Here is a 19,063-nt window from a genome sequence, read left to right on the forward strand (position 1 = left end):
GTCACCGCACCGTCAGTCGTTGCCAGAGAGCGTCCACCAGCCGCGGCCATGCCTCCTGATCCGGCTGGTAGGCACCCGAAGTGGCCAGATAGACGGCGTCGAGCAGCCTGTCGGTGGGCAGGCCGCCTTCCGCCTTGCTGCGTTCGGCGAAATCGCGGATGAGCTTGTCGCGGTGTTCGCCGTTCTCGCTGACCAGATGACTGGCCACGATCGCGGCGAGCTGGTCGTGATCCGGGTTCTCGATCCGCAATTGCAGGCACCGGCGGAGGAAGGCGGGCGGGAACTCCCGCTCCCCGTTGCTGGTCATGACGATGATCGGGAAGGCGTGGCAGGCTATCCGGCCGTCACGGACGACGGCGGTGCGCTGCGGATCGGCGGTGTGCACGGTGACTTCGGGATTCCGGTTGCGCACCCTGGCCAATTCCTCGATGGAGAATTCGCCGTCCTCGAAAATCGACAACAGGTCGTTGGGCAGATCCGCCTCGGATTTGTCCAGTTCGTCGATCAGGAGCACCCGGGGCAGCCTGCTGGGCAGGAACGCGGTGCCGAGCGGGCCGAGCCGGACGAAATCGCCGATCGGCGGCTCTTCGGCCTCCCCGCCGCGCTGGGCCTGGCTGGTCGCCGCGGCCTGGACCCGGCCGATCGCGTCGTAGCCGTACAGCCCCGAACTCAGCGCGGTATGGCTGGTGATCGCCCAGCGCAGCACCCGGCCGAGGCCGAGTTCCCTGGCGATCCGATAGGCGAGGCTGGACTTCCCGGTGCCCGGATTTCCGGTGACCAGCAAGGGACGCCGCAAATACAGGGCGGCGTTGACCATGTTCAATTCGCCCGCGTCGGTGTCCTGCTCGGAAAGCGTGAACGCGGTGCCGAGACGGCGCTCCGCCTCACCGTCGTCCGGCGGTGGCACGTCGTGTTCCGGCGGTGGGTCGCCGCGATAGGAACGCCACGGCGGCGGCGCGGGCAACAACTGGGCGAGATCGATGTCGTGGATCGGCCTGCCGGTGCCCCGGTAAATCCACCAATCGGGTGCATCGAGTTGCGGCGTCCGGCCGTCCACCGTCGCGTCCTGATCGTTCACGCTCATCCGCGGCATCCCCTCACTGTCGGCTCGGGATCAACGGCTGGTCTAGAACGATTACGCGTTTCGGATCGTCCCACATTACCACCAGATCGTGAGCCAGAGAATTCTTGAACGGTACCGCCGCACCGGAATTCGCCAACTTCCGGCGGTCCGGAAGTTCGATAAATCCGGACTCCGCGGCCAATACCCAGTCGAGCAACTCGCGCAGATCCTCCGGCTCGGCGTCCGGATGCCACAGCACCACCGGCAGTCCACTGCGGAGGGCGCAGGTCAGCTCGTCCGGTTCGGCGCCCGGTTCCGCTTGGGACGGCGGCGGTTTCGCCAATACCAGGCCGACCCAGTGATCGTCGCTCAGTATCGCGTCGATCGGATGCTCCCCGAACTCCGAACCGCCGGAATAGTGCAGGCGATCGGCGGAAGGATCCTTCACCATCGAGTCCCAGCGGACATGCCATGCGCGATGCCAATGCCTCGCCCGCATCCTCTCCAGAGACCGTATTCCCAGCCGGTACCCGTAGCGCAGGGGCTGGGGCTGGCCGGTCTCATGTTCCTTGGCCCACCGCTGCACGGGCAAATTGATCAACGTCCTCGGCAGCAGGAATTCCACCGAAGCGGACACACTCTGGGCTGCCCAGACGCCCTCAGTCTCCAGGATGACGTCATCGACCCTGAACTCGACCTCGTCTATTCCGATTTCGCGCACCCCGCCGAGCGCCGGCGGCCACACTTCCGGGTCATCCTGACGCCAGAATGCGAGAGTGCATCGCGTCGGATCCGCGGAAACGGGTTCGAGCATGATCATCAAATGCAAATGCGGGCGGTCCGGAATCGGCGGCCTGTTCTGCCGCTGGTAGCCGAGGGCGGGGCCGAGGCGCAGCGATCGGGCCTGGTCGGCGACCCAGCCGGCGATCATGGCGCCGGGCTCCCCTTCGGCGCTCTCGGCGAGCAGGCGCAGAAACGTTATGGCGGGCGGGATCCCGTCCGGACCGGCGTTGAAGTCGGTGAGCAGGTGGAAGGCGCTCCACGCGTCGGTGATGCCGTCCAGCCGCGGCAGCGGAACCGCCGGACCGAGCGCACGGCTCACCATCACCGCCAAATGGGGGACCTCCATCCGGGTCAAATGGTGATGGAGGCCCGCGAGATCCTTGCGCGGGACCAAATCCAGAACGACGCTGTTCACGTCGGCGAGAAACAGGTCGTCCAGGGGTTCCGGCAGGAGAGCGGACGGTTTCGAGATCAACGCCACGGGCTCGCCGAGTAGTCGTAAATAAGCCGTTCCGGTGAAAGTCTTCACCGAAACCGGTATCGGTGTGTACGACTCGGGTAAGAGGCCGGGGTCCCGCTCGATGACGTCGGCGAAGAAGCGGTCCGAAGAGATGAAGGCGACCATCCGGCCTGATTCCGCGAAAGCGTCCTTCGCGAGCTGCGCGTCCAGAATGCGGAAGGCGGTGTCGACGGCCTCGCCGACCCAGCCGTTGCCGTCGTTCAGCACCTCGCCGGAATTGAGGCTCACGCGGAGCCGGATCTGCGCCTGCGGGGTCCGGGTGTGGTTGTACCGGCGGAGGGCGACCGTGATCCGATCCGGTAAACGGTCGGCGACAAGGCTTTTGGTCGTGCCAGGCGGTAACAGGATCAGCGCGCCGTCGCCGCGATCCTCGCGCGCGCAGGAATCGAAGTCGACGTCGCTTTCGGCGAACGCGGTCTTCAGCACGTCGTACATGCCTTGGCGGACGGCCAGCCGATCGGGAAGGTGCCTGTCCGGGGCGGTGAATCCCGCGACGTCCACCACGACGATCGTGCGGTCGAGAGCCTGCGTCGGTCGCGCCACTGGCCCCCTCCCAAGGTCCACGGCGCCGACCCGCCGGCGCCGACCGCCACATTATCGCGTCAATCGCCGCCGGATTGAGTGTCAATTGACAAATGAGTCCTTTCCGTCCTGTGCTTCGGCCCTACCTGACGAGAGACTTGAAGGGGTCACACTTGCGCGCCACCAGCCACAGCAAGTGGGCATATGGGGGGGGGCGAAGGCGCGGTCTGGTCTGGCGGCCCGAGTCGCTCGGGAGGTCTGGGTCCGGTCGGCGGAAGGCGTCTCAAAGGGGGCCTTCAGGACGCTGCCGTTGCCGTGCTTCTCGGGTGCGTCGGCGAGATGTGCTCGACAGCGACCCCTAGCCGCCTGAACTGCAAGATCCCTAGCTCGGGTCTTTCACGGCGGTGCGGGTCTGACGGCGTGCCGTGAAAGGAGAATGGTGCTCTGAGCTGCGATGATACGGCTTGTCGAAGGTCGTATCGCTCGTAGTTTGAGGAGCACCATTCAGGTGAGCAAGGGTAGTTCGCCGTATCCGCAGCTGGTGGTAGGCGGGTCAGGTTCGGGTGTCGTGTCGCAGGCCGGGGCGGCGTTGCTGCTGAGAACGGTCGAATCGGTCGGGCTGATCACGGAAACCCCTCGCAGTGCACGATCCGGGCAAGATCGTGTTGGATTTGGCGGTCGCGGTCGCGCTGGGCGGTGATTGCCTGGCCGACATCGGCCTGGCACGGGTCGAGCCGGGCGCGTTTGGGCTGGTGACCTCGGATCCAACCGTGTCGCGGCTGATCACCGCGCCGGCCGAGGATCCGCGTGAGGCGGTGACCGCCATCCGGGCGGCGCGGGCGGCAGGACGTGCCGCGCGGACCGGTTCGTGCTCGCCGCCGGCAGCCGGCCGGTCGCGCCCGATGTCCCCGGGCTCGTCGAGGCGGGCTTCCACACCAGCGACACGGTGCTGCGCATGGAGTCGCTGCCACGCACGATGATCATCCTGGGCGGCGGGTTCGTCGCCGCCGAACCGGCGCACGTGTTCTCGTCGTTCGGCGTGGACGTGACCGTGGTGGCCCGGTCCGGCACGCTGCTGCGACACGAGGACGCCGACGTGGCTCAGCGCTTCACCGAGCTGGCGTCGACAACGGCGAAACCCTTGCGGCGCAGGAGATCCTGGTCGCCGCCGACCACCGGTTCGTGCCACACGCGGTATTCTCCTCGCCGCAGGTCGCGTCGGTCGGCCTGACCGAGGAGCAGGCGCGTGAGCGCGGTGCGCGGCACGTGGTGTCCCGCCAGGGGTACGCCGGGATGGCCTACGGCTGGGCGATGGAGGACACGACCGGGTTCGCCAAGCTGGTCGCCGACCCGTCGACCGGCCAGTTGCCCGGCGCGCACATCATCGGCCCGCAGGCCTCGACGCTGATCCAGCCGGTGATCCAGGCGCTGAGCTTCGGTCTGGACGCGCGAAGCATGGCGCGCGGCCAGTGCTGGATTCACCCGGCGATGCCGGAGTTGATCGAGAACGCGCTGCTGAACCTGCCGCTCGAGAGACCGTTCCGTCACGTTCGACAAGATCGCCGATCGCGTGTTGAATGGGAATCGTGCGCGTACTCTTCGCGACCTCCCCCGGTCTTGGCCATGTGTTCCCGACGATCTCCCTAGCACACGCGCTGCGTGCCGCCGGCCACGAGGTGCTGATGGCGACCGCGGGCGGCAAGGAGGCCGCGAACGCCGGCCTGCACGTCGTGGACACCGCGCCGGGTGTCGACATCGGCGCGGTGTTCCAGCAGGCGGCCAGCGAGCAATCCGAGGAATTCGACTACAGCACGGACGTCGACACCGAGAAGGGGTTGGAGTTCGTCGGCGCGATCTTCGCCAAGTTGTCCGGCGTGTCGGTGGACCTGACCGTGTCGGCGGCCGAATCGTGGCGGCCGGACGTGGTCGTGTACTCGTCGATGGAGGGCACCGGGCCGCTGGTCGCCGCGAAGCTCGGCGTGCCGGCCGTGTCGCACGGTTTCGGGTTCGCCGACGAGGCGCCGATGACCGAGGCGATCTTCGAGAAGATGGTCGAGGAACGCGAACGGCATGGCGTGCAAGGGTTTCCCGAGGTGCACGAGTCGATCGACGTGGCGCCGCCGAGCATGGTCGACCGGCCGGTGCGCGGCTGGCCGATGCGGTACGTGCCGTACAACGGAGGCGGCGTGCTGCCCGAGTGGGTGCTCGAACGGCCCGCGCGCCCGCGCGTCGCGGTGACACTCGGCACGGTGCTGACCCAGGTCGGCGCGCTCACGTCGTTGACCAAACTCGTCGACGTGGCACGGCATCTGGACGCCGAGTTCGTACTCGCCCTCGGCGACGCGGACCCGTCGCCACTGGGAGAACTGCCGGACAACGTGCGGGCGGCCGGGTGGGTGCCGCTGTCCGCGCTGCTGCCGACCTGCGCGGCGCTGGTGCACCACGGCGGGGCCGGCTCGACGCTGACCGCGATCGACGCCGGAGTCACGCAGCTCGTGCTGCCGCACGGCGCCGACCAGTACATGAACGCGGACGCCGTGGCGCGGCGCGGGCTCGGTCTGCGTTCGGAGCCGGATCAGGTGGACGCGGAGCTGATCGACCGCCTGCTCACCGACCCGGGGCTGGGCCGGGCCGCCTCCGAGGTGGCCGACGAGATCGCGACGCTGCCGAGGCCCGCCGACCTCGTGCCGAAAATCGCCGGCCTCGCCTGACTTTGCCAGGGGTGCACACCGTGGCGTGTACTGACCCGCCGCATTCATGACGGTTCGGTGTGACGGGTGTCGATCAAGCAGGTAGGTGCTCTGAACTGCTAGGATATGGGTTACTGAGGGCCGTATCCGTACAAGTTCTGGAACACCTTTCTGGTGAGGAATCCTACCGGGTTGTACCCGTTGTTGAAGGTCGACACTGCGGGCACGGGTGTGGTGTCGAATGCGGGCGCGACGCTGCTGGTGGCGACGATGGCCAGGGTAGGGCTTGATCGTGCGCTGTCGGCGGCACTGGGCCAGTGGGTGTCGGCCGACCGCGATCCACGACCCGGGAAAGATCGTCGCGGTGGCCCTGGGCGGCGATTGCCTGGCCGACATCGCGACCGTGCGGGCGGAGCCGGCGGTGTTCGGCCTGGTTGCCTCGGATCCGACGGTGTCGCGGCTGATTGACACGTTGGCACTGGACGCGGACAAGGCGCTGGCCGCGATCGCCGCCGCGCGCGCGAGGGCAGGGTTCACCCTGCCCGATGACGCGGTGCGGCGCATCGCCCAGATCCCCGACCAGGCGTGGACCCCGGCCTACGACGACGAGCGCACACCCCGCGACGCATCGCCCACCAGCGCCTGACCACCCTGCCCGCACCGACCTGACCAGCCCGAAACCGTCCCTACCAACAAGCACCACCACCGGACACGTGGAGCCCGGCGACGCCCCAGTCGACAAAGGGCAAACCCGCCTACCCCGAACACAAAAAGAGGTCACCGAGCCGCCAACGCCGCGGCGCGGGGCGAGGCCCTCACCCGCGCGAAAGATCCGGGCTGGTGCCAACAAGGGCCGAGCGACGAAGGGCGCTTTCCCCGCGTCGCATGCGGGGAAAGCGCCCTTCGGCTCCGCGGGTCAGACGCCGGCGACCTGCTGGATCCAGCTGCGGTAGCGGGTGACGTTGGTGTACGCGGTGTTGTTCGAGCGGTCGCTGGTCGAGGCGACGCCGACCTGACGGCCACCGGAGAACATCGGGCCGCCCGAGTCGCCGCCCGCGGTGATGCCGTCGACCCAGTTCGCGCACACCGCGACGCCGCCGTTGTAGTCACTGCAGCTGACCGAGTTGACCCGGACGGTGGCGACCTTCAGGTAGCGGGACTGGCAGTTGATCTCCGAACCGCACTGGCTCGTCGCGCCCCAGCCGTAGACCTGGACGTTCTGGCCGACCGCGACGTTGCTCGTGGTGCCGAGCGGCGCGTAGGTGGCGTTGACCGAACTCGTCAGCCGGACGATCGCGAGATCCGCGCCCGAATGCCGGGTGATGCTCGCGGCGGTGGCCATCGTGCCGCCGCTCTGCTGGTCGAGGCTGCCGATCCGGAAGGTGTAGCTGCCGCTGCTCGCGACACAGTGTTTGGCGGTGAGGATGTACTGCGGCGCGATGATCGTCGCGGTGCAGTTCTGCTGGCCGTTGACGAACAGCCGGGCCGCCCAGGGAGCGCTCTGCGCGTACTGGCCACCGATGATCATCGGTTGCGCGCCGGAGGGTTCGGCGGCGGTCGCGGCAGGGGCGGTCGTACCGAGCAACGCCATGAAGGCGGTGCCCGCCAGCAGGACAAGGGAGCGCAGTCGCATGTTCCGACTCATTTCCGCGGCCGGGTTCCGGCCGCTTCAGTGGGGATCGACGCGCTGATTCTGTGTGCTGCCAAGGGAAGCCGGACACCGACGAAAGTTCGCGGTGAGTACCTATTTATTTCCGTGACGGACGGCGGCGAATGGTGAGTAGCGGAGGAAGATCATTACGTAGTCCTCGGGTCTCGTCTTGGTGTCCGCGGGGGGGCTGACGTCGGTGTGCGGGGAAGATCGCGGCCGTCTGACGTCCGGAATCTTCCCCGCTTGAGGCGCTGGCCGCCGGGTTCGAGAGGGCACGCTTCGCGACGATGTGGGAATCGGGACGTTGAGTGTCCGAATTCCTACATCGTCGACCCCGGAACCCGCAGGACCCTCACTCTGCCGCAAGCAGGCAGCGGGCAAGCACCGACGCCACTCACGAGACGGCAGGGGCTGACCGCGTCAGTCCTCGAGAAGCCGCCACGCGGTGAGGGCGAGCCTGGCCCGGGTCAGGCCGCCGGGCTCGTTCAGGTCGATGCCGAGGTTCTTGCCGATCTGCGCGAGCCGCCGGGCGACGCTGCTGTGGTGCAGATGCAGGGAATCGGCGGCCTGGCGCACGGAACCCGTCGCGCAGTAGGCGTCCAGGGTCTCCAGATCCGCCGGATCCGCCGCCAGGCTCGCGATCGCGACGACGTCGGCGTTGGCCCGCGTGTCCTCTTCGGGGATCCGGGCGAGCAGCGCCAGCGCGCCGAGGTCGTCGTAGTGGATCACCGGCTGGCGTGCGTTCGTGAAGCGAAGGGCGGTCCGGGCGTCCTGCCAGGACCGCTGCGGACAGCCGGCGGCCCCGATGCCCGCGCGCACGCCTTCCGGGAAGCGGGCCGCGTCCACCGCGGCGGCCAGGATGATGCCGACGTCCGTGAGCGGCGCGGCCTTGACCAGGCGGCCAGGGCAGATCAGGCCGCCGATCTTCTCGAGCGGGATGCCGGTCCGGACGGCGACCACCCTGATCGGCAGCTCGGCGGGGAACCCCAGCAGGCGCAGGGCCCGGTTCCGGGCGGCGTCGTCGCTGGTGGAGCTGATCACGAGTTCCACGAGCGCCGGGTCGGCCATGGTGGTGCGGGCCGGGCCGTAGCGTTCGACGACGGTCGCCACCGCGATCGCGAGGCGGTCCAAGACCGCTTCGTCAAGGGCGCCGGGCGCCCCATCGCGTTCCAGCCACACCGAGCCGATCTCCTCGTCGTCGAGGGTGATCGTCACGGTGGTGGACTCGGGTGCGGGCGGGGCGGCGGGCTCCCGGCCGTCGGGCGCCATGCGGATCGTGCGGCCCGTGCTGTGGAGCCGGATGCCGGCCACGCATTCCGCCAGGCCCGCCGTGGCACGGGCGAGCGCGGGGAGGTCGACCCGCCGCCGCATCAGGGTGTCGTAGAACATCACGACCCGGATCACGCCTTCGACGTCGGGATCCAGATGCGACAGTCGTGCGACCAATGCCTCCATGGACGCGAGCGTACGCGGCGATCGTCGCACGGAGGAACGCTTACGCGCGACGGTTGGCGGGCGACCTCCGGACGGGGAACCGGAAGGATCATCGTCATGGACCCCGAATTGGAAGCCTTCATCGCGCTGTTCCCCCCGGCGAGGCTCGACGACCCGGTCGTCGAGCGCGCGAACCTCGCCGCACTCGCCGCGTCGGTGCCGAAGCCGGACACCTCCGGGATGACAGTCGAGGACCGGACGGTCCCCGGCGACCCGGACGTCGCGATCCGGATCTATCGCCCGCACGAGGCGCAGGGCGCCATCATCTGGCTGCACGGCGGCGGCTGGGTGATGGGCGATCTGGACACCGAGCACCCGTGGGCGGCCCGGCTCGCCGAGGGTTCCGGGGCGGTGGTGATCTCGGTGGACTACCGTCTCGCCCCCGAGAATCCGTTCCCGGCCGCGCTCGACGACGTCTACACCGTGCTGAACTGGGCCGCCGGGAACGCGGCGGAACTCGGCGTCACCCCGGACCGGATCGCGATCGGCGGGCACAGCGCGGGCGGCGGTCTCGCGGCGGCGGCGACGTTGCGGACCCGCGACGAGCAGGGCCCGCCGATCCACTTCCAACTGCTCAACCAGCCCGGCCTCGACGACCGGCAGGAAACCTGGTCGGCGCGCACCTTCACCGACACGCCCTGGGTGAACCGCGACAAGGTGGCCGCGATGTGGCGGCACTACCTGAGCGGAGGACCGGCTCCGTCACCGTACGCCGCCCCGGCGAGGGCCACCGACCTGTCCGGCCTGCCGCCCGCCTACGTGGCCACCGCGGAGTTCTGCCCCAACCGCGACGAGGACATCGACTACGCGGTCCGCCTGATGCGGTCGGGGGTTTCGGTCGAACTGCACCAGTGGCCCGGCACCTTCCACGGGTCACAGGCGATCCTGTCCGCCGAGGTGTCGCGTCTGCAACTCGCCGAACTGGGCGGTGCGCTGCGCCGCGCACTGGCCGCGTGATGACGACCACCGAGCAGGCGCCGACCCTGGCCCGCCTCCTGCGCCCCTACGCCGGGAGTTTCGCCACCGTAGTCGTCTTTCAGGTCATCGGTGCCATCGCGGGGTTGGCACCGCTGCTGGCGGTCGTCGAACTGGGCCGGACGCTGCTCGCGCCCGGTCCGCTCGACGAGAGCCGTGTCTGGACCGCGGTGCTGGTGGGCGCGGCCGGGTTGTTCGTCCGGTTGCTGTTCACCGCCGCGTCGTCCGGGATCGGGCATCTGCTCGACGGCCGGATCCAGCTCGCCTTCCGCCGTCTGCTGGGGATGCGTCTGGGCGCGTGCCGCTGGGCTGGTTCTCGCGGCGCCGCACCGGCGAACTGGCCAAGGTCGTCGGCGAGGACGTCGGCGCGGTGCACCCGTTCATCGCGCACACCCCCGGCGAACTCGTCTCCGCGTTCGTCGTCCCGCTGGTGTCGCTGGTCTACCTGCTCACCATCGACTGGCGGCTCACCCTGATCACGCTGATCCCGGTGGTGCTGGCGGTGGCGCTGGTCCCGCTGATGATGACGCCCACACGGCTGCGCGAGCAGGAGGAGTTCGACCGCGGGATGGCGGGGATCTCGAGTTCGGTCGTCGAGTTCGTCCAGGGCATCGCGGTGGTCAAGGCGTTCGGCGGCGCCGGGCGCGCACACCGCCGGTTCCGCACCGCCGCGGACGACTTCGTCGCCACCTTCACCCAGTGGGTGCGCGGTATGGCCGGAACGGCGGCCGGGATGCAGCTGGCGTTGTCGCCGCCGTTCGTGCTGCTGGTCGTCCTGATCGGCGGCACCGTCCTGATCGCTAACGGCGGCCTCGCCCCGGTCGATCTCCTGCCCTTCCTGGTACTCGGGCTCGGGCTGACCGCGCCGGTGGCGGCGCTCGGGCACGGTTTCGACGAACTGCAGGCCGCCCGGCGCGCGGTCGGCCGGATCCGGGACGTGCTCGGCGTGCCGCCGCTGCCGGAGCCGTCGAACCCCGTCGCGCCACGAGGTCACCGCGTCGAACTGCGCGACGTCCACTTCGGCTACGAGACCGGGAACGAAGTCCTGCACGGGATCGACCTGGTGCTCGAACCGGGGACGGTCACCGCCCTCGTCGGGCCGTCGGGCAGCGGGAAGTCCACTTTGGTCACTTTGCTGCCTCGATTCTTCGACCCCACGAAGGGATCGGTTCTGCTGGGCGGGGTCGACCTCCGCGAACTCGGCAGCCGCGAGCTGTACCGCACCGTCTCTTTCGTCTTCCAGGACGTCCGCCTGCTGCGCGCGTCGGTCGCGGACAACATCGCGCTGGCCGTCCCGGACGCCGGCCTCGACGACGTCGTCCGCGCCGCCCGTCAGGCGAACATCCACGACCGGATCCTCGAACTGCCACGCGGCTACGAAACGGTGCTCCAGGAGGAAACCGGGCTGTCCGGCGGGGAGGCCCAGCGGATCTCCCTCGCCCGCGCGCTGCTCGCCGACGCACCTGTCCTGGTACTCGACGAAGCGACCGCTTTCGCCGATCCGCAGACCGAACTCGCCGTGCGCCGGGCACTGACGGCGGGCCGAGGCGACCGGACGACGCTGGTCATCGCCCACCGCCTGGAAACCGTCGTCGACGCCGACACCGTCGTCCTGCTGGAGAACGGCACGATCGCCGAACGCGGCAAGCCCGCGGAACTGCTGGCACGGAACGGGAAGTTCGCCGCCTTCTGGAACGCCCACCGCCCGGCCGAAACCCTGGGGGAACTCCGATGATCCGAATGTTGCTGCGGGTGCTGGGCCCCGAGTACGCCCCGCCGGTGCGGCGCACCGTGGCCCTGATGACGACCACCGCGATCGTCGAGGGCCTGTCCTACGCCCTGCTGGTTCCCTTGCTGCAGGCGCTCTTCGGGAGCACTCCCGGCGACGCGTGGGCTTGGCTGATCGCGTTCGGGGCGGCCGTCGCGGTGTTCGCGATCCTGCGCTATCGCAGCGATCTCTCCGGTTTCCGGGTCGGGACGACGTTGCTGCGCGGGATGTACCACCGGCTCGGCGACCATCTGGCCCGGCTGCCGATCGGCTGGTACAGCACGAACCGCGTCGGCGAGGTGTCGGCGCTGGCCGGTCCCGGGGTGCTGCGGGCGATGAGCGTGATCGCGCATCTGCTGGCGCCGTTCATCTCCGCCTGCGCCACCCCGTTGACCATCGTGTTCGTCATCCTTTTCTTCGACTGGCGACTCGGGTCGGCCGCGCTGATCGCCGTCCCGGTGGTGGCGGCGATCCAGGTCTGGACGGGCCGGTCGACGGCCGCCGCCGACGAGGAGGGCGCCGAACGCGGCAACGAGGCCACCGGCCGGGTCATCGAATACCTGCAGGCCCAGCCGGTGCTGCGGGCGGGCGGCCGGACCACGGAACGGTTCCGGCTGCTCGACGACTCGTTGCGGGAGCTCCAGCGGGCGAACCGCCGGTCCACGTTGTCGGCGCTGCCCGGCGTCGTCGGCCTGACCTTCACGGTGCAGGCGATGTTCACCGTTCTGCTGGTACTGGGCGCTTTCCTCGCGCTCGGCGGGCAGGTCGGGACGGTGGAGGTGCTGACGATCCTCGTGCTGGCCGCACGCTGCGCGGATCCGCTGCTTTCGCTGACGGACATCGGCGGCAAACTCCGCGGCGCGCGTTCGGTGCTGGCGAGGCTCGACACGGTGCTGCGGACCGAGCCGCTGCCGGAACCGCTGGAACCGGTCCGCCCGGAGCGGCACGATCTGGAGTTCGACGCGACCGTGTTCGCCCACGGCGACCGCAGGGTGCTCGACGGGCTGACGCTGTCCGTCCACGAAGGACAGCGGCTCGCCGTCGTCGGCCCGTCGGGGGCGGGCAAGAGCACGCTGCTGCGGCTGCTCGCGCGGTTCCACGACGTGGATGCGGGCGCGGTGCGCGTCGGCGGGATCGACGTCCGCGCGATCAGCACCGAGGACCTGATGTCGCGGATCGCGATCGTGTTCCAGGACGTCTACCTGTTCGACGGCACGATCGAGGAGAACATCCGGCTCGGCCGTCCGGACGCCGATGACGCGGCAGTACGGGCCGCGGCGACGGCGGCCAGGCTGGACGAGGTGATCGAACGGCTGCCCGGGGGCTGGTCGGCGAACGTCGGCGAGGGCGGCGCGCTGCTGTCCGGCGGGGAACGCCAGCGGGTCTCGATCGCGCGGGCACTGCTGAAGGACGCGCCCATCGTGCTGCTCGACGAGGTGACCTCCGCGCTGGATCCGGTGAACGAAGCCGCCGTCCACGAAGGGATCGAGCGGCTGATGGCCGGCCGGACCGTGGTGATGGTGGCGCACCGGCTGCGCACCGTGCGACGGGCCGACCGCGTGGTCTTCCTGGACGACGGCGGGATCGTGGAGGACGGCACCCACGAGGAGCTGGTCCGGCTCGGCGGCCGGTACGCCGGGTTCCTCGACCTGCAAATCGCTTGACGCCACGCGGGAACGGCCCTGCACTGTGCGGATGCAGATCCGTTCCACGACCGCCGAGGACCGCGACGTCTTCGTCGACACCATGTTCACCGCGTTCGCCCGTTTCCCGGACCCCGCGGCGCAGACCTGGTCCGCGCTCGAAATGGACCGCGGCCTGCTCGCGGTGACCGGGGACGGGCGGCCCGTCGGCACGGCCGCCGCGTACTCGTTCGAGCTCACCCTGCCCGGTGAGGTCGTCGTCCCGGCCGCCGGGGTGACCGCGGTCGGTGTCCTCCCCACGCACCGGCGGCGAGGCGCGCTCAGCGCGATGATGCGGCACCAGCTCGCCGAGTTCCGCGAGCGCGGCGAGATCCTCTCCGTCCTGCTGGCGTCGGAGGCCCTGATCTACCGCCGGTTCGGCTACGGCCCGGCGACCTACTCCCGGAACCTGACGGTGCGACGCCATCAGGCCGCCTTCGCCGTCACCCCGGCGGTCACCGGTTCGATCGAACTGCTGCGCCGGGCCGACTGCGGCGACATCCTGGAAACGCTCTACGACCGGTATCGCCGCACCCGGCCCGGCGCGCTGTCGCGTCCGCATCACTGGTGGACCTCTGGCGCCGGACAGCCACCGATCTCCCACGCACAGCGGCACATCGCCGTGCACCGCGACGCCGACGGCGTCCCCGACGGGTACGCCTCCTACTCGCTCACCGAACCGGGCACCCTGACCGTCGACGAGGTCATCGCCGTCGACGACGAGGTGTCCACGGCACTGGCCGGGTTCCTGCTCGGCCACGACCTGATCACCGAGGTCGTGTTCCAGCGCTGCCCGTCCGACGATCCGCTGCGGTGGCAGCTCGAGGATTTCCGCGCCGTCGAGGTCGGTGGCGACACGGACTGGCTCTGGGTGCGGCTGCTCGACATCCCCCGCGCGCTCACCGCCCGCGGCTGGTTCACCGACGGCGAGCTCGTCCTCGACGTCGACGACCCGGCGCTCGGTGAGCACGGCCGCTACCTGCTCACCGTCCGGAACGGCGAGGCGGACTGCGTACCGACGGACCGGGAACCCGACCTGTCCCTGGACGTGAGCGACCTTGGCTCGATCTATCTCGGCGGCACCGCCCCGGGCACGCTCGTGCGAGCGGGCCGCATCCGTGCCCACCACCCGGAGGCGTCTTCGCTCGCCGACGCGCTTTTTCGTGCGGAGCGTCCCCCGCACTGCCTGCACTGGTTCTGATGCTGCGCTGGTCGTGAGTGGCAAGTGTCGTTCTAACGACACTCGACACTCACGACCAGCCTGGGTCACTCCTCGAAGCCCTCGCCGTCGAAGACGTCCTCCATGACCTCGCCGAGGATCATGCCGCCGACCACCCCGGCCGCGGCCCCGGCGACCATGCCGCCCATCCCGGGACCGCGCCTGCCGTGGTGACCGTGGTGGTCGTAGTCGTGGCCGTAGTGCTCCTGGTGCCCGCCGAACATGGCGTGCCCGCCGCCGGATTCGGCGACCTTGGCCAGCCAGCCGTCGATGGCCGCGGCCCAGTCGGTGCGCAGCGCTTCCTCGTGCGAGACGTGGAAGCGGCCGAAGGAGTCGCCGCCGGAACGGAACATGCCACCGCGCCTGTCCGCCTCCAGCACCACCACGAGGTCGTCCTGGCTCGCGACGAAGGTCAGCTCCACCTGGCCGACGCGGCCGGCGTAGCGCGACGGCGGGAAGAACTCGATCTCCTGGAAGAACCCGAGTTCCTGCCGGACCCCGTGCAGCCGCCCGGCTTCGACGTCGGCGCTGCGGAAGGAGAAGCCCAGCTCCCCGAACGCCTCCAGCACCCGGTCCTGCGATTCCAGCGGCCCGACGAGCAGCGGGTCGAGGTCGCCCTTGTCCGGCGCGCCCGCGATGACGAGTTCGGTGCGCACGCCGACGACCACACCCGGCAGCTCCCGCCCGCCCACCGCGCTGATCGGCGTCTCCCACGGCAGGGCGATCCGGAACGGGACCGTCGTGAGCTGCCCCGCCGTCACCTGCACCCGGTTGCCCGCGCTGACCCGCAGGAACTCCGCGGTCCCGGCACGCTCGTGGTCGCCGCGTTCCACCTCGACCCGGGTGACCAGCGAAAGCAGGATCTCCTCGATCTGGGCGTCCTTCGAGCCGCCCTGGATGCGGACCTCGCCGGTGATCACCTCGCCGGGAACGGCGTGCGGCGAGTCGAGCACGGTGTCGACGGACGGGCCGCCGACCCCGAAGGCGCTGAGCATCCGTTTGAACATCAGGGATTTCCTCCGCTGGGTACTGGAACAGGGGGTACCGGAACACTTCGACTACTACCGAGATCCGCCGCGGCCCGCCAGGCAAACCGGGTTAAAAACCCCTAAACGGGCGCGGTGTCACTACCTTCTCAGATCGGCTTGGCGGACGTCGTGCAGGTGGATGACGACGTCGTAGGAGCGCCCGAGCGAGATGGCCGCGGGATCGACGGGGAACTGCGTGCCGATGGTGCGCGTGGGCCGGGCGGTGTCCAGCCAGGTGCGCGCGGACGGCGGCGCGGTGCGGACGTCGAGGTAGAAGTCCTCGAACCGCACCTGGTCGAGCGTGTGCTCGTTCGAGCCGGACGGCGCGGCGGGGACGGAGAAGCGTTTCCACTCGCCCTCGAGCGCCTTGTCCTTGGACAGGAACGAACCCCGGTCGAAGCTGAACCCGATCGGCAGGTAGTCCCGGCCCAGCGTTTCGCGCAGGAAGGCGCCCTGGGTCTTCGGGTACAGCCCCGGATTGTCGGTGACGTAGGAAACGTGGCCGTTGTGCGCGGAGAGCAGGACCTTGTGACCGGTCCGCCGTTGCCACCAGGCGACGTTCTGCGCCATCGCCCGGTCGCGCAGGATCTGCGCGGCGGGCAGGCCCTTCGGGTCCGCGAGGTCGACGGCGAGGAAGCGGGCGGTCTGCGCGACGAACCGGGCGTGCTGACCGGCCCAGTCCCGGGCGTCCGCGCCGGACAGGCCCTCGATCAGTTTCTGGGCCTCCTCGGCCTGGGTGGCGAGCCGCAGTCGCTCGTCGAGCGGTTTGCGCAGGTAGGCGAACGCGTCGTCGATCGGGCGCAGGCCGGTGTAGAGCCGCTCAAGCCGGGGCAGCGCCTCCGGATGGTGCTGCCGCACGTAGTCGGTGATCCTGGCGAAGAACGCGTCGTTCACCGAAGGCGCGCCGAGATCGTCGCCGACGAAGTGCACGGTGCGGCCGGGGTGGGTGCGGTTGTATTCGCGCATCCACCGGATCAGGCTCACGAACTCTTCACGGTCCCAGGGGGAACCGGCCAACGTCCGCTTCGCGAGTTCACGGGCGTCGCCATCGCCACTCTGGACGTACTCGTCGATCTCCAGCCCCGCGGACCAGCTCAGCTCCAGCGCGAAGGCCCGGAACCCCTTCTCCTCGACGAGATAGCGGAACACCCGCTCCTTCATGGTGAAGAACTCGTGGGAGCCGTGCGTCGCCTCGCCGAGCCCGACCACCTTCGCGTCACCGATCATCCCGCCCAGCGCCCGCAGGTCGGCGGTGTTCCGGCCGGGCTCGGTCGACCGCAGCGGATGCGCCGCCCGGTCCAGCGACCGCACCGGGTCCCGCCAGGCCGTGGCCGTCTCCGCCGCGAAAGCCGGGCTCGCCACGGGCGCGAGCACCGCTCCTGTGAGCACCACCGCGGCGGCGATCACTCCCCTTCTCCCCCAACGCTTCCGGCTGTCCGTCATACCGTTCACCCCTTCGCTCCGATGTCGAAACCGATCATCGTCCGCGGACCGGGGCCGGCGCGCTGTAGCGAAGCTCCTACTTGGGGGTGGGGAAAACCCCACCTCGCCGGGAAAAGCGGGCGGACCCCGCCGCCGGGGTGTGGGTCCCGGCGGCCGGAGTCCGCCCGCGTCTATCTCCCTCCACAGCGGCCGTACGTCACTCCGCGCGCCACAACGCGGGCGTGACCGGCGGTTCCCAGCCAGGCTGGGCTGTGTGCCCCTGCAAGCACACGTAACCGCGACCGCTGTAAGTGACCCGGGCGCCCGCGGAATAGCCGGTTCCCGCCGCCCAGGTCGTCCCGCCGGGCGGGTTGGAGGTCGAGGTCGACGTCGTCGGCGTCGTACTGGTCGGCCGGGAGGTCGACGTCGGCGTCTGCGGCACGTTGAGCACGAAGTCGAACGCGGCCTCCTTGGCCGTGCCCGCGTCCCGCACGGTCATCAGCAGGCGCGGGTCGAAGATCGAGTCGGTGTTGTTGCGCGGCTCGTTGGGGAAGTAGAGCTGCGTGGTCAGCACCGGCCTGCCGGGAGCCTGCACCTTGACGTGGATGTGCCGCGTCCGGCCGGGATACAGACCGGGCACGATCGTGCTCAGCGTGAACGCGCCCTGGTCGTTGGTGAACTGGTGACCGCGGAAGGTGTACCCCACGTTGTCGTAGGCGCCGTTGACGTCCGCCTGCCAGAAGTCCAGCAGTGCCCGCGCGATCGGCAGGCAGCCGAGACCGAAGACGTAGCCGGAAACGGTGAGCCTCGTCCCCTGCGTGCCCGGCGTGACGAGCGAGGTGCGCTGCGGGGAGTTCGGCTTGAAATAAGGACCTTCGGTCTGCGGCGGGGGCGGGTCGTCACCGTCGTCACAGGCCGGGGTCAGCTCGGGGGCCTTGCCGTCCGCGACGGTGGTGCGTGCGAGGGCGGGGCCACCGATCAGCGCGACCGGAGCCGCCACACCCGCGGCGAGCGCGGCCTTCAGCACGGTCTTCCGGCTGAGCTTGTTCTCTTCGTCCATACCTGCTCCTCGTGGGGGCTTCGGGAATCACCCTCGACGGTATGGAGAAGATCAGCTGCGGACGATGGACTGACTTGGTCAGTCGTGGTGAATCTCCGGGGGCGCGTCTCCGGTCCGGCGATAATCGCCGGGGCTCAACCCCGTTTCCCGCCGGAAGAACCGGCAGAAATACGCGGGATCCGCGAAGCCGACGCGGCTGGCCACCTGCCGTACCGAGAGATCGGTACCGCGCAGGAATCGTTTCGCCTCCCGCGTCCTGGCCTCGCGCATCAACTGCGCCGCCGTCCGGCCGGTCGCCGTTTTCACCGCGTCCGTCAGATATCCCGGGGTGACCCCGATCCGTTCCGCGAGCGCGCCGACCGACCACAGGCCGAGGTCGGGACGGCCGAGCAGGCGGGCGAATTCCGTCCCCACCGCCTGTGCCCGCGCGGGCGGGCGCGCGTCGGCCAGTCCCGGAAGGCGACCCGCCCGCACGATCAGGACGTGCATCAGCGCCCGCAGCACCGATTCGGTGCCCTGACCGCCATGGCGGAACTCCTCGACCAATTCGGTGATCAGCCTCGCCGTCTCCCCGGCCGCGCGTTCACCGAGCCGCCACGGCTGCTGACTCAGTCTCCGCAGCGTTTCGCGATCCGCCGGATGTTCGAGGAGGAAATCGTCGGTGAACAGCACGACGTCCCCGCTGAGATCACGGGCATCCCAATGATGCACCTGCCCCGGTGTGATGACCGCGAGTTGCGGCGGCCCCAATTCCCAGCGGGTGAAATCGACGACGTGGTCACCGGTACCGCCGGTGACGTGGACGATTTCGTAGAAGGTGTGCCGATGCGGGAAATCCGCCCGCGACATCGGCCCGATCGTGTCGAAGGTGCCGACCGTGAACGGCAGGGCGTCCGGCGCGCGGACCTCCAGCCGGTGCAAGGGCAATTCGCCCGCCTTCGGCTGCAGGCAAGGCGTCCTCGGCAACACCGTCGTTCCACGCATGGACCGTCCCTTTCACCACACCGGGAAAGGAAAAGTCTAGACCAATACGGGATGGCGCCGCTGCCGACGGAAGTCGTTTCTCGTGAGTGGTAATGACGGTTCTAACCCTCATTACCACTCACGAGACCGGAACCCCCTCACTCACGGCCACGTCGCAAAGGCCCCCTTTGAGACGGTCAACGTCGCAAAGGGGGCCCTCGCG

Annotated in this window: 13 protein-coding genes and 2 pseudogenes; 7 read left to right on the forward strand and 8 right to left on the reverse strand. The window is 69.6% G+C overall.

The genetic code is table 11. The features are described 5' to 3' along the window. Window position 1: 1 nt before the first annotated feature. Together SD37_RS33885 and SD37_RS33890 are read right to left on the reverse strand one after the other, a co-directional pair. Window positions 2-1,084, reverse strand: coding sequence for an AAA family ATPase (locus tag SD37_RS33885; protein WP_044851367.1), 1,083 nt, complete (start codon window positions 1,082-1,084; stop codon window positions 2-4). Window positions 1,085-1,097: 13 nt separating this feature from the next. After that, entirely contained in the window at window positions 1,098-2,909 is a 1,812-nt protein-coding gene (locus SD37_RS33890; RefSeq protein ID WP_044851314.1) for a VMAP-C domain-containing protein, read from the reverse strand. Between the two features lie 805 nt (window positions 2,910-3,714). Here SD37_RS33890 and SD37_RS42270 point away from each other — a divergent pair. From SD37_RS42270 to SD37_RS44000, 3 genes and pseudogenes are all read left to right on the forward strand, one after another. After that, window positions 3,715-4,421, forward strand: a pseudogene (locus tag SD37_RS42270) (FAD-dependent oxidoreductase); the annotation flags it as partial. 53 nt (window positions 4,422-4,474) lie between these two features. After that, window positions 4,475-5,599, forward strand: coding sequence for a nucleotide disphospho-sugar-binding domain-containing protein (locus SD37_RS33900; protein ID WP_044851315.1), 1,125 nt, complete (start codon window positions 4,475-4,477; stop codon window positions 5,597-5,599). A 153-nt stretch (window positions 5,600-5,752) separates the two neighbouring features. Further along, window positions 5,753-6,107: pseudogene (locus SD37_RS44000) on the forward strand (transposase); the annotation flags it as partial. A gap of 387 nt (window positions 6,108-6,494) precedes the next feature. On the opposite strand, the gene SD37_RS33910 reads toward SD37_RS44000, so the two are convergent. Together SD37_RS33910 and SD37_RS33915 are read right to left on the reverse strand one after the other, a co-directional pair. Then, window positions 6,495-7,211: a S1 family peptidase gene (locus tag SD37_RS33910; RefSeq protein ID WP_044851316.1), complete on the reverse strand. Its 717-nt coding sequence runs from the start codon at window positions 7,209-7,211 to the stop codon at window positions 6,495-6,497. A 438-nt stretch (window positions 7,212-7,649) separates the two neighbouring features. Beyond that, the gene (locus tag SD37_RS33915) at window positions 7,650-8,684 is read right to left on the reverse strand and encodes a PucR family transcriptional regulator (RefSeq protein WP_044851317.1); all 1,035 of its coding nucleotides are present in this window, start codon (window positions 8,682-8,684) and stop codon (window positions 7,650-7,652) included. 96 nt (window positions 8,685-8,780) lie between these two features. Here SD37_RS33915 and SD37_RS33920 point away from each other — a divergent pair, with 96 nt between their 5' ends. From SD37_RS33920 to SD37_RS33935, 4 genes are all read left to right on the forward strand, one after another. After that, window positions 8,781-9,680, forward strand: a complete 900-nt coding sequence (locus SD37_RS33920) for an alpha/beta hydrolase (protein WP_065913036.1) — start codon at window positions 8,781-8,783, stop codon at window positions 9,678-9,680. A 316-nt stretch (window positions 9,681-9,996) separates the two neighbouring features. Next, window positions 9,997-11,433 carry an ABC transporter ATP-binding protein gene (locus SD37_RS33925; protein WP_236725181.1) on the forward strand — a complete coding sequence of 479 codons (1,437 nt, stop codon included), beginning with the start codon at window positions 9,997-9,999 and terminating at the stop codon, window positions 11,431-11,433. Next, the gene (locus SD37_RS33930) at window positions 11,430-13,130 is read left to right on the forward strand and encodes an ABC transporter ATP-binding protein (RefSeq protein WP_044851319.1); all 1,701 of its coding nucleotides are present in this window, start codon (window positions 11,430-11,432) and stop codon (window positions 13,128-13,130) included. Before SD37_RS33925 ends, SD37_RS33930 begins: the two co-directional genes overlap by 4 nt. A 31-nt stretch (window positions 13,131-13,161) precedes the next feature. Then, on the forward strand, window positions 13,162-14,349 hold the full coding sequence (locus SD37_RS33935; protein WP_044851320.1) for a GNAT family N-acetyltransferase: 1,188 nt from the start codon (window positions 13,162-13,164) through the stop codon (window positions 14,347-14,349). A gap of 65 nt (window positions 14,350-14,414) precedes the next feature. Here the strand turns inward: SD37_RS33935 and SD37_RS33940 are convergent, their stop codons facing one another. The 4 genes from SD37_RS33940 to SD37_RS33955 form a co-directional block, all read right to left on the reverse strand. Continuing rightward, entirely contained in the window at window positions 14,415-15,374 is a 960-nt protein-coding gene (locus tag SD37_RS33940) for a sporulation protein (RefSeq protein ID WP_044851321.1), read from the reverse strand. 120 nt (window positions 15,375-15,494) lie between these two features. Then, window positions 15,495-16,802 carry an erythromycin esterase family protein gene (locus tag SD37_RS33945; protein ID WP_236725182.1) on the reverse strand — a complete coding sequence of 436 codons (1,308 nt, stop codon included), beginning with the start codon at window positions 16,800-16,802 and terminating at the stop codon, window positions 15,495-15,497. Between the two features lie 232 nt (window positions 16,803-17,034). Beyond that, window positions 17,035-17,877: a dioxygenase family protein gene (locus SD37_RS33950; protein ID WP_065913037.1), complete on the reverse strand. Its 843-nt coding sequence runs from the start codon at window positions 17,875-17,877 to the stop codon at window positions 17,035-17,037. 78 nt (window positions 17,878-17,955) lie between these two features. Beyond that, window positions 17,956-18,861, reverse strand: a complete 906-nt coding sequence (locus tag SD37_RS33955) for a helix-turn-helix transcriptional regulator (protein WP_044851324.1) — start codon at window positions 18,859-18,861, stop codon at window positions 17,956-17,958. Between the last annotated feature and the right edge of the window lie 202 nt (window positions 18,862-19,063).

The organism is Amycolatopsis orientalis (genome assembly GCF_000943515.2).
In the GTDB taxonomy this organism is placed as follows: domain Bacteria; phylum Actinomycetota; class Actinomycetes; order Mycobacteriales; family Pseudonocardiaceae; genus Amycolatopsis; species Amycolatopsis orientalis.

Bases quoted from the DNA above. Each gene is read 5' to 3' on its own strand.
- SD37_RS33885 (WP_044851367.1), bottom strand. From the start codon at position 1,084: ATGAGCGTGAACGATCAGGACGCGACGGTGGACGGCCGGACGCCGCAA.
- SD37_RS33910 (WP_044851316.1), bottom strand. From the start codon at position 7,211: ATGCGACTGCGCTCCCTTGTCCTGCTGGCGGGCACCGCCTTCATGGCG.
- SD37_RS33915 (WP_044851317.1), bottom strand. From the start codon at position 8,684: ATGGAGGCATTGGTCGCACGACTGTCGCATCTGGATCCCGACGTCGAA.
- SD37_RS33920 (WP_065913036.1), top strand. From the start codon at position 8,781: ATGGACCCCGAATTGGAAGCCTTCATCGCGCTGTTCCCCCCGGCGAGG.
- SD37_RS33930 (WP_044851319.1), top strand. From the start codon at position 11,430: ATGATCCGAATGTTGCTGCGGGTGCTGGGCCCCGAGTACGCCCCGCCG.
- SD37_RS33935 (WP_044851320.1), top strand. From the start codon at position 13,162: ATGCAGATCCGTTCCACGACCGCCGAGGACCGCGACGTCTTCGTCGAC.
- SD37_RS33940 (WP_044851321.1), bottom strand. From the start codon at position 15,374: ATGTTCAAACGGATGCTCAGCGCCTTCGGGGTCGGCGGCCCGTCCGTC.
- SD37_RS33950 (WP_065913037.1), bottom strand. From the start codon at position 17,877: ATGGACGAAGAGAACAAGCTCAGCCGGAAGACCGTGCTGAAGGCCGCG.
- SD37_RS33955 (WP_044851324.1), bottom strand. From the start codon at position 18,861: ATGCGTGGAACGACGGTGTTGCCGAGGACGCCTTGCCTGCAGCCGAAG.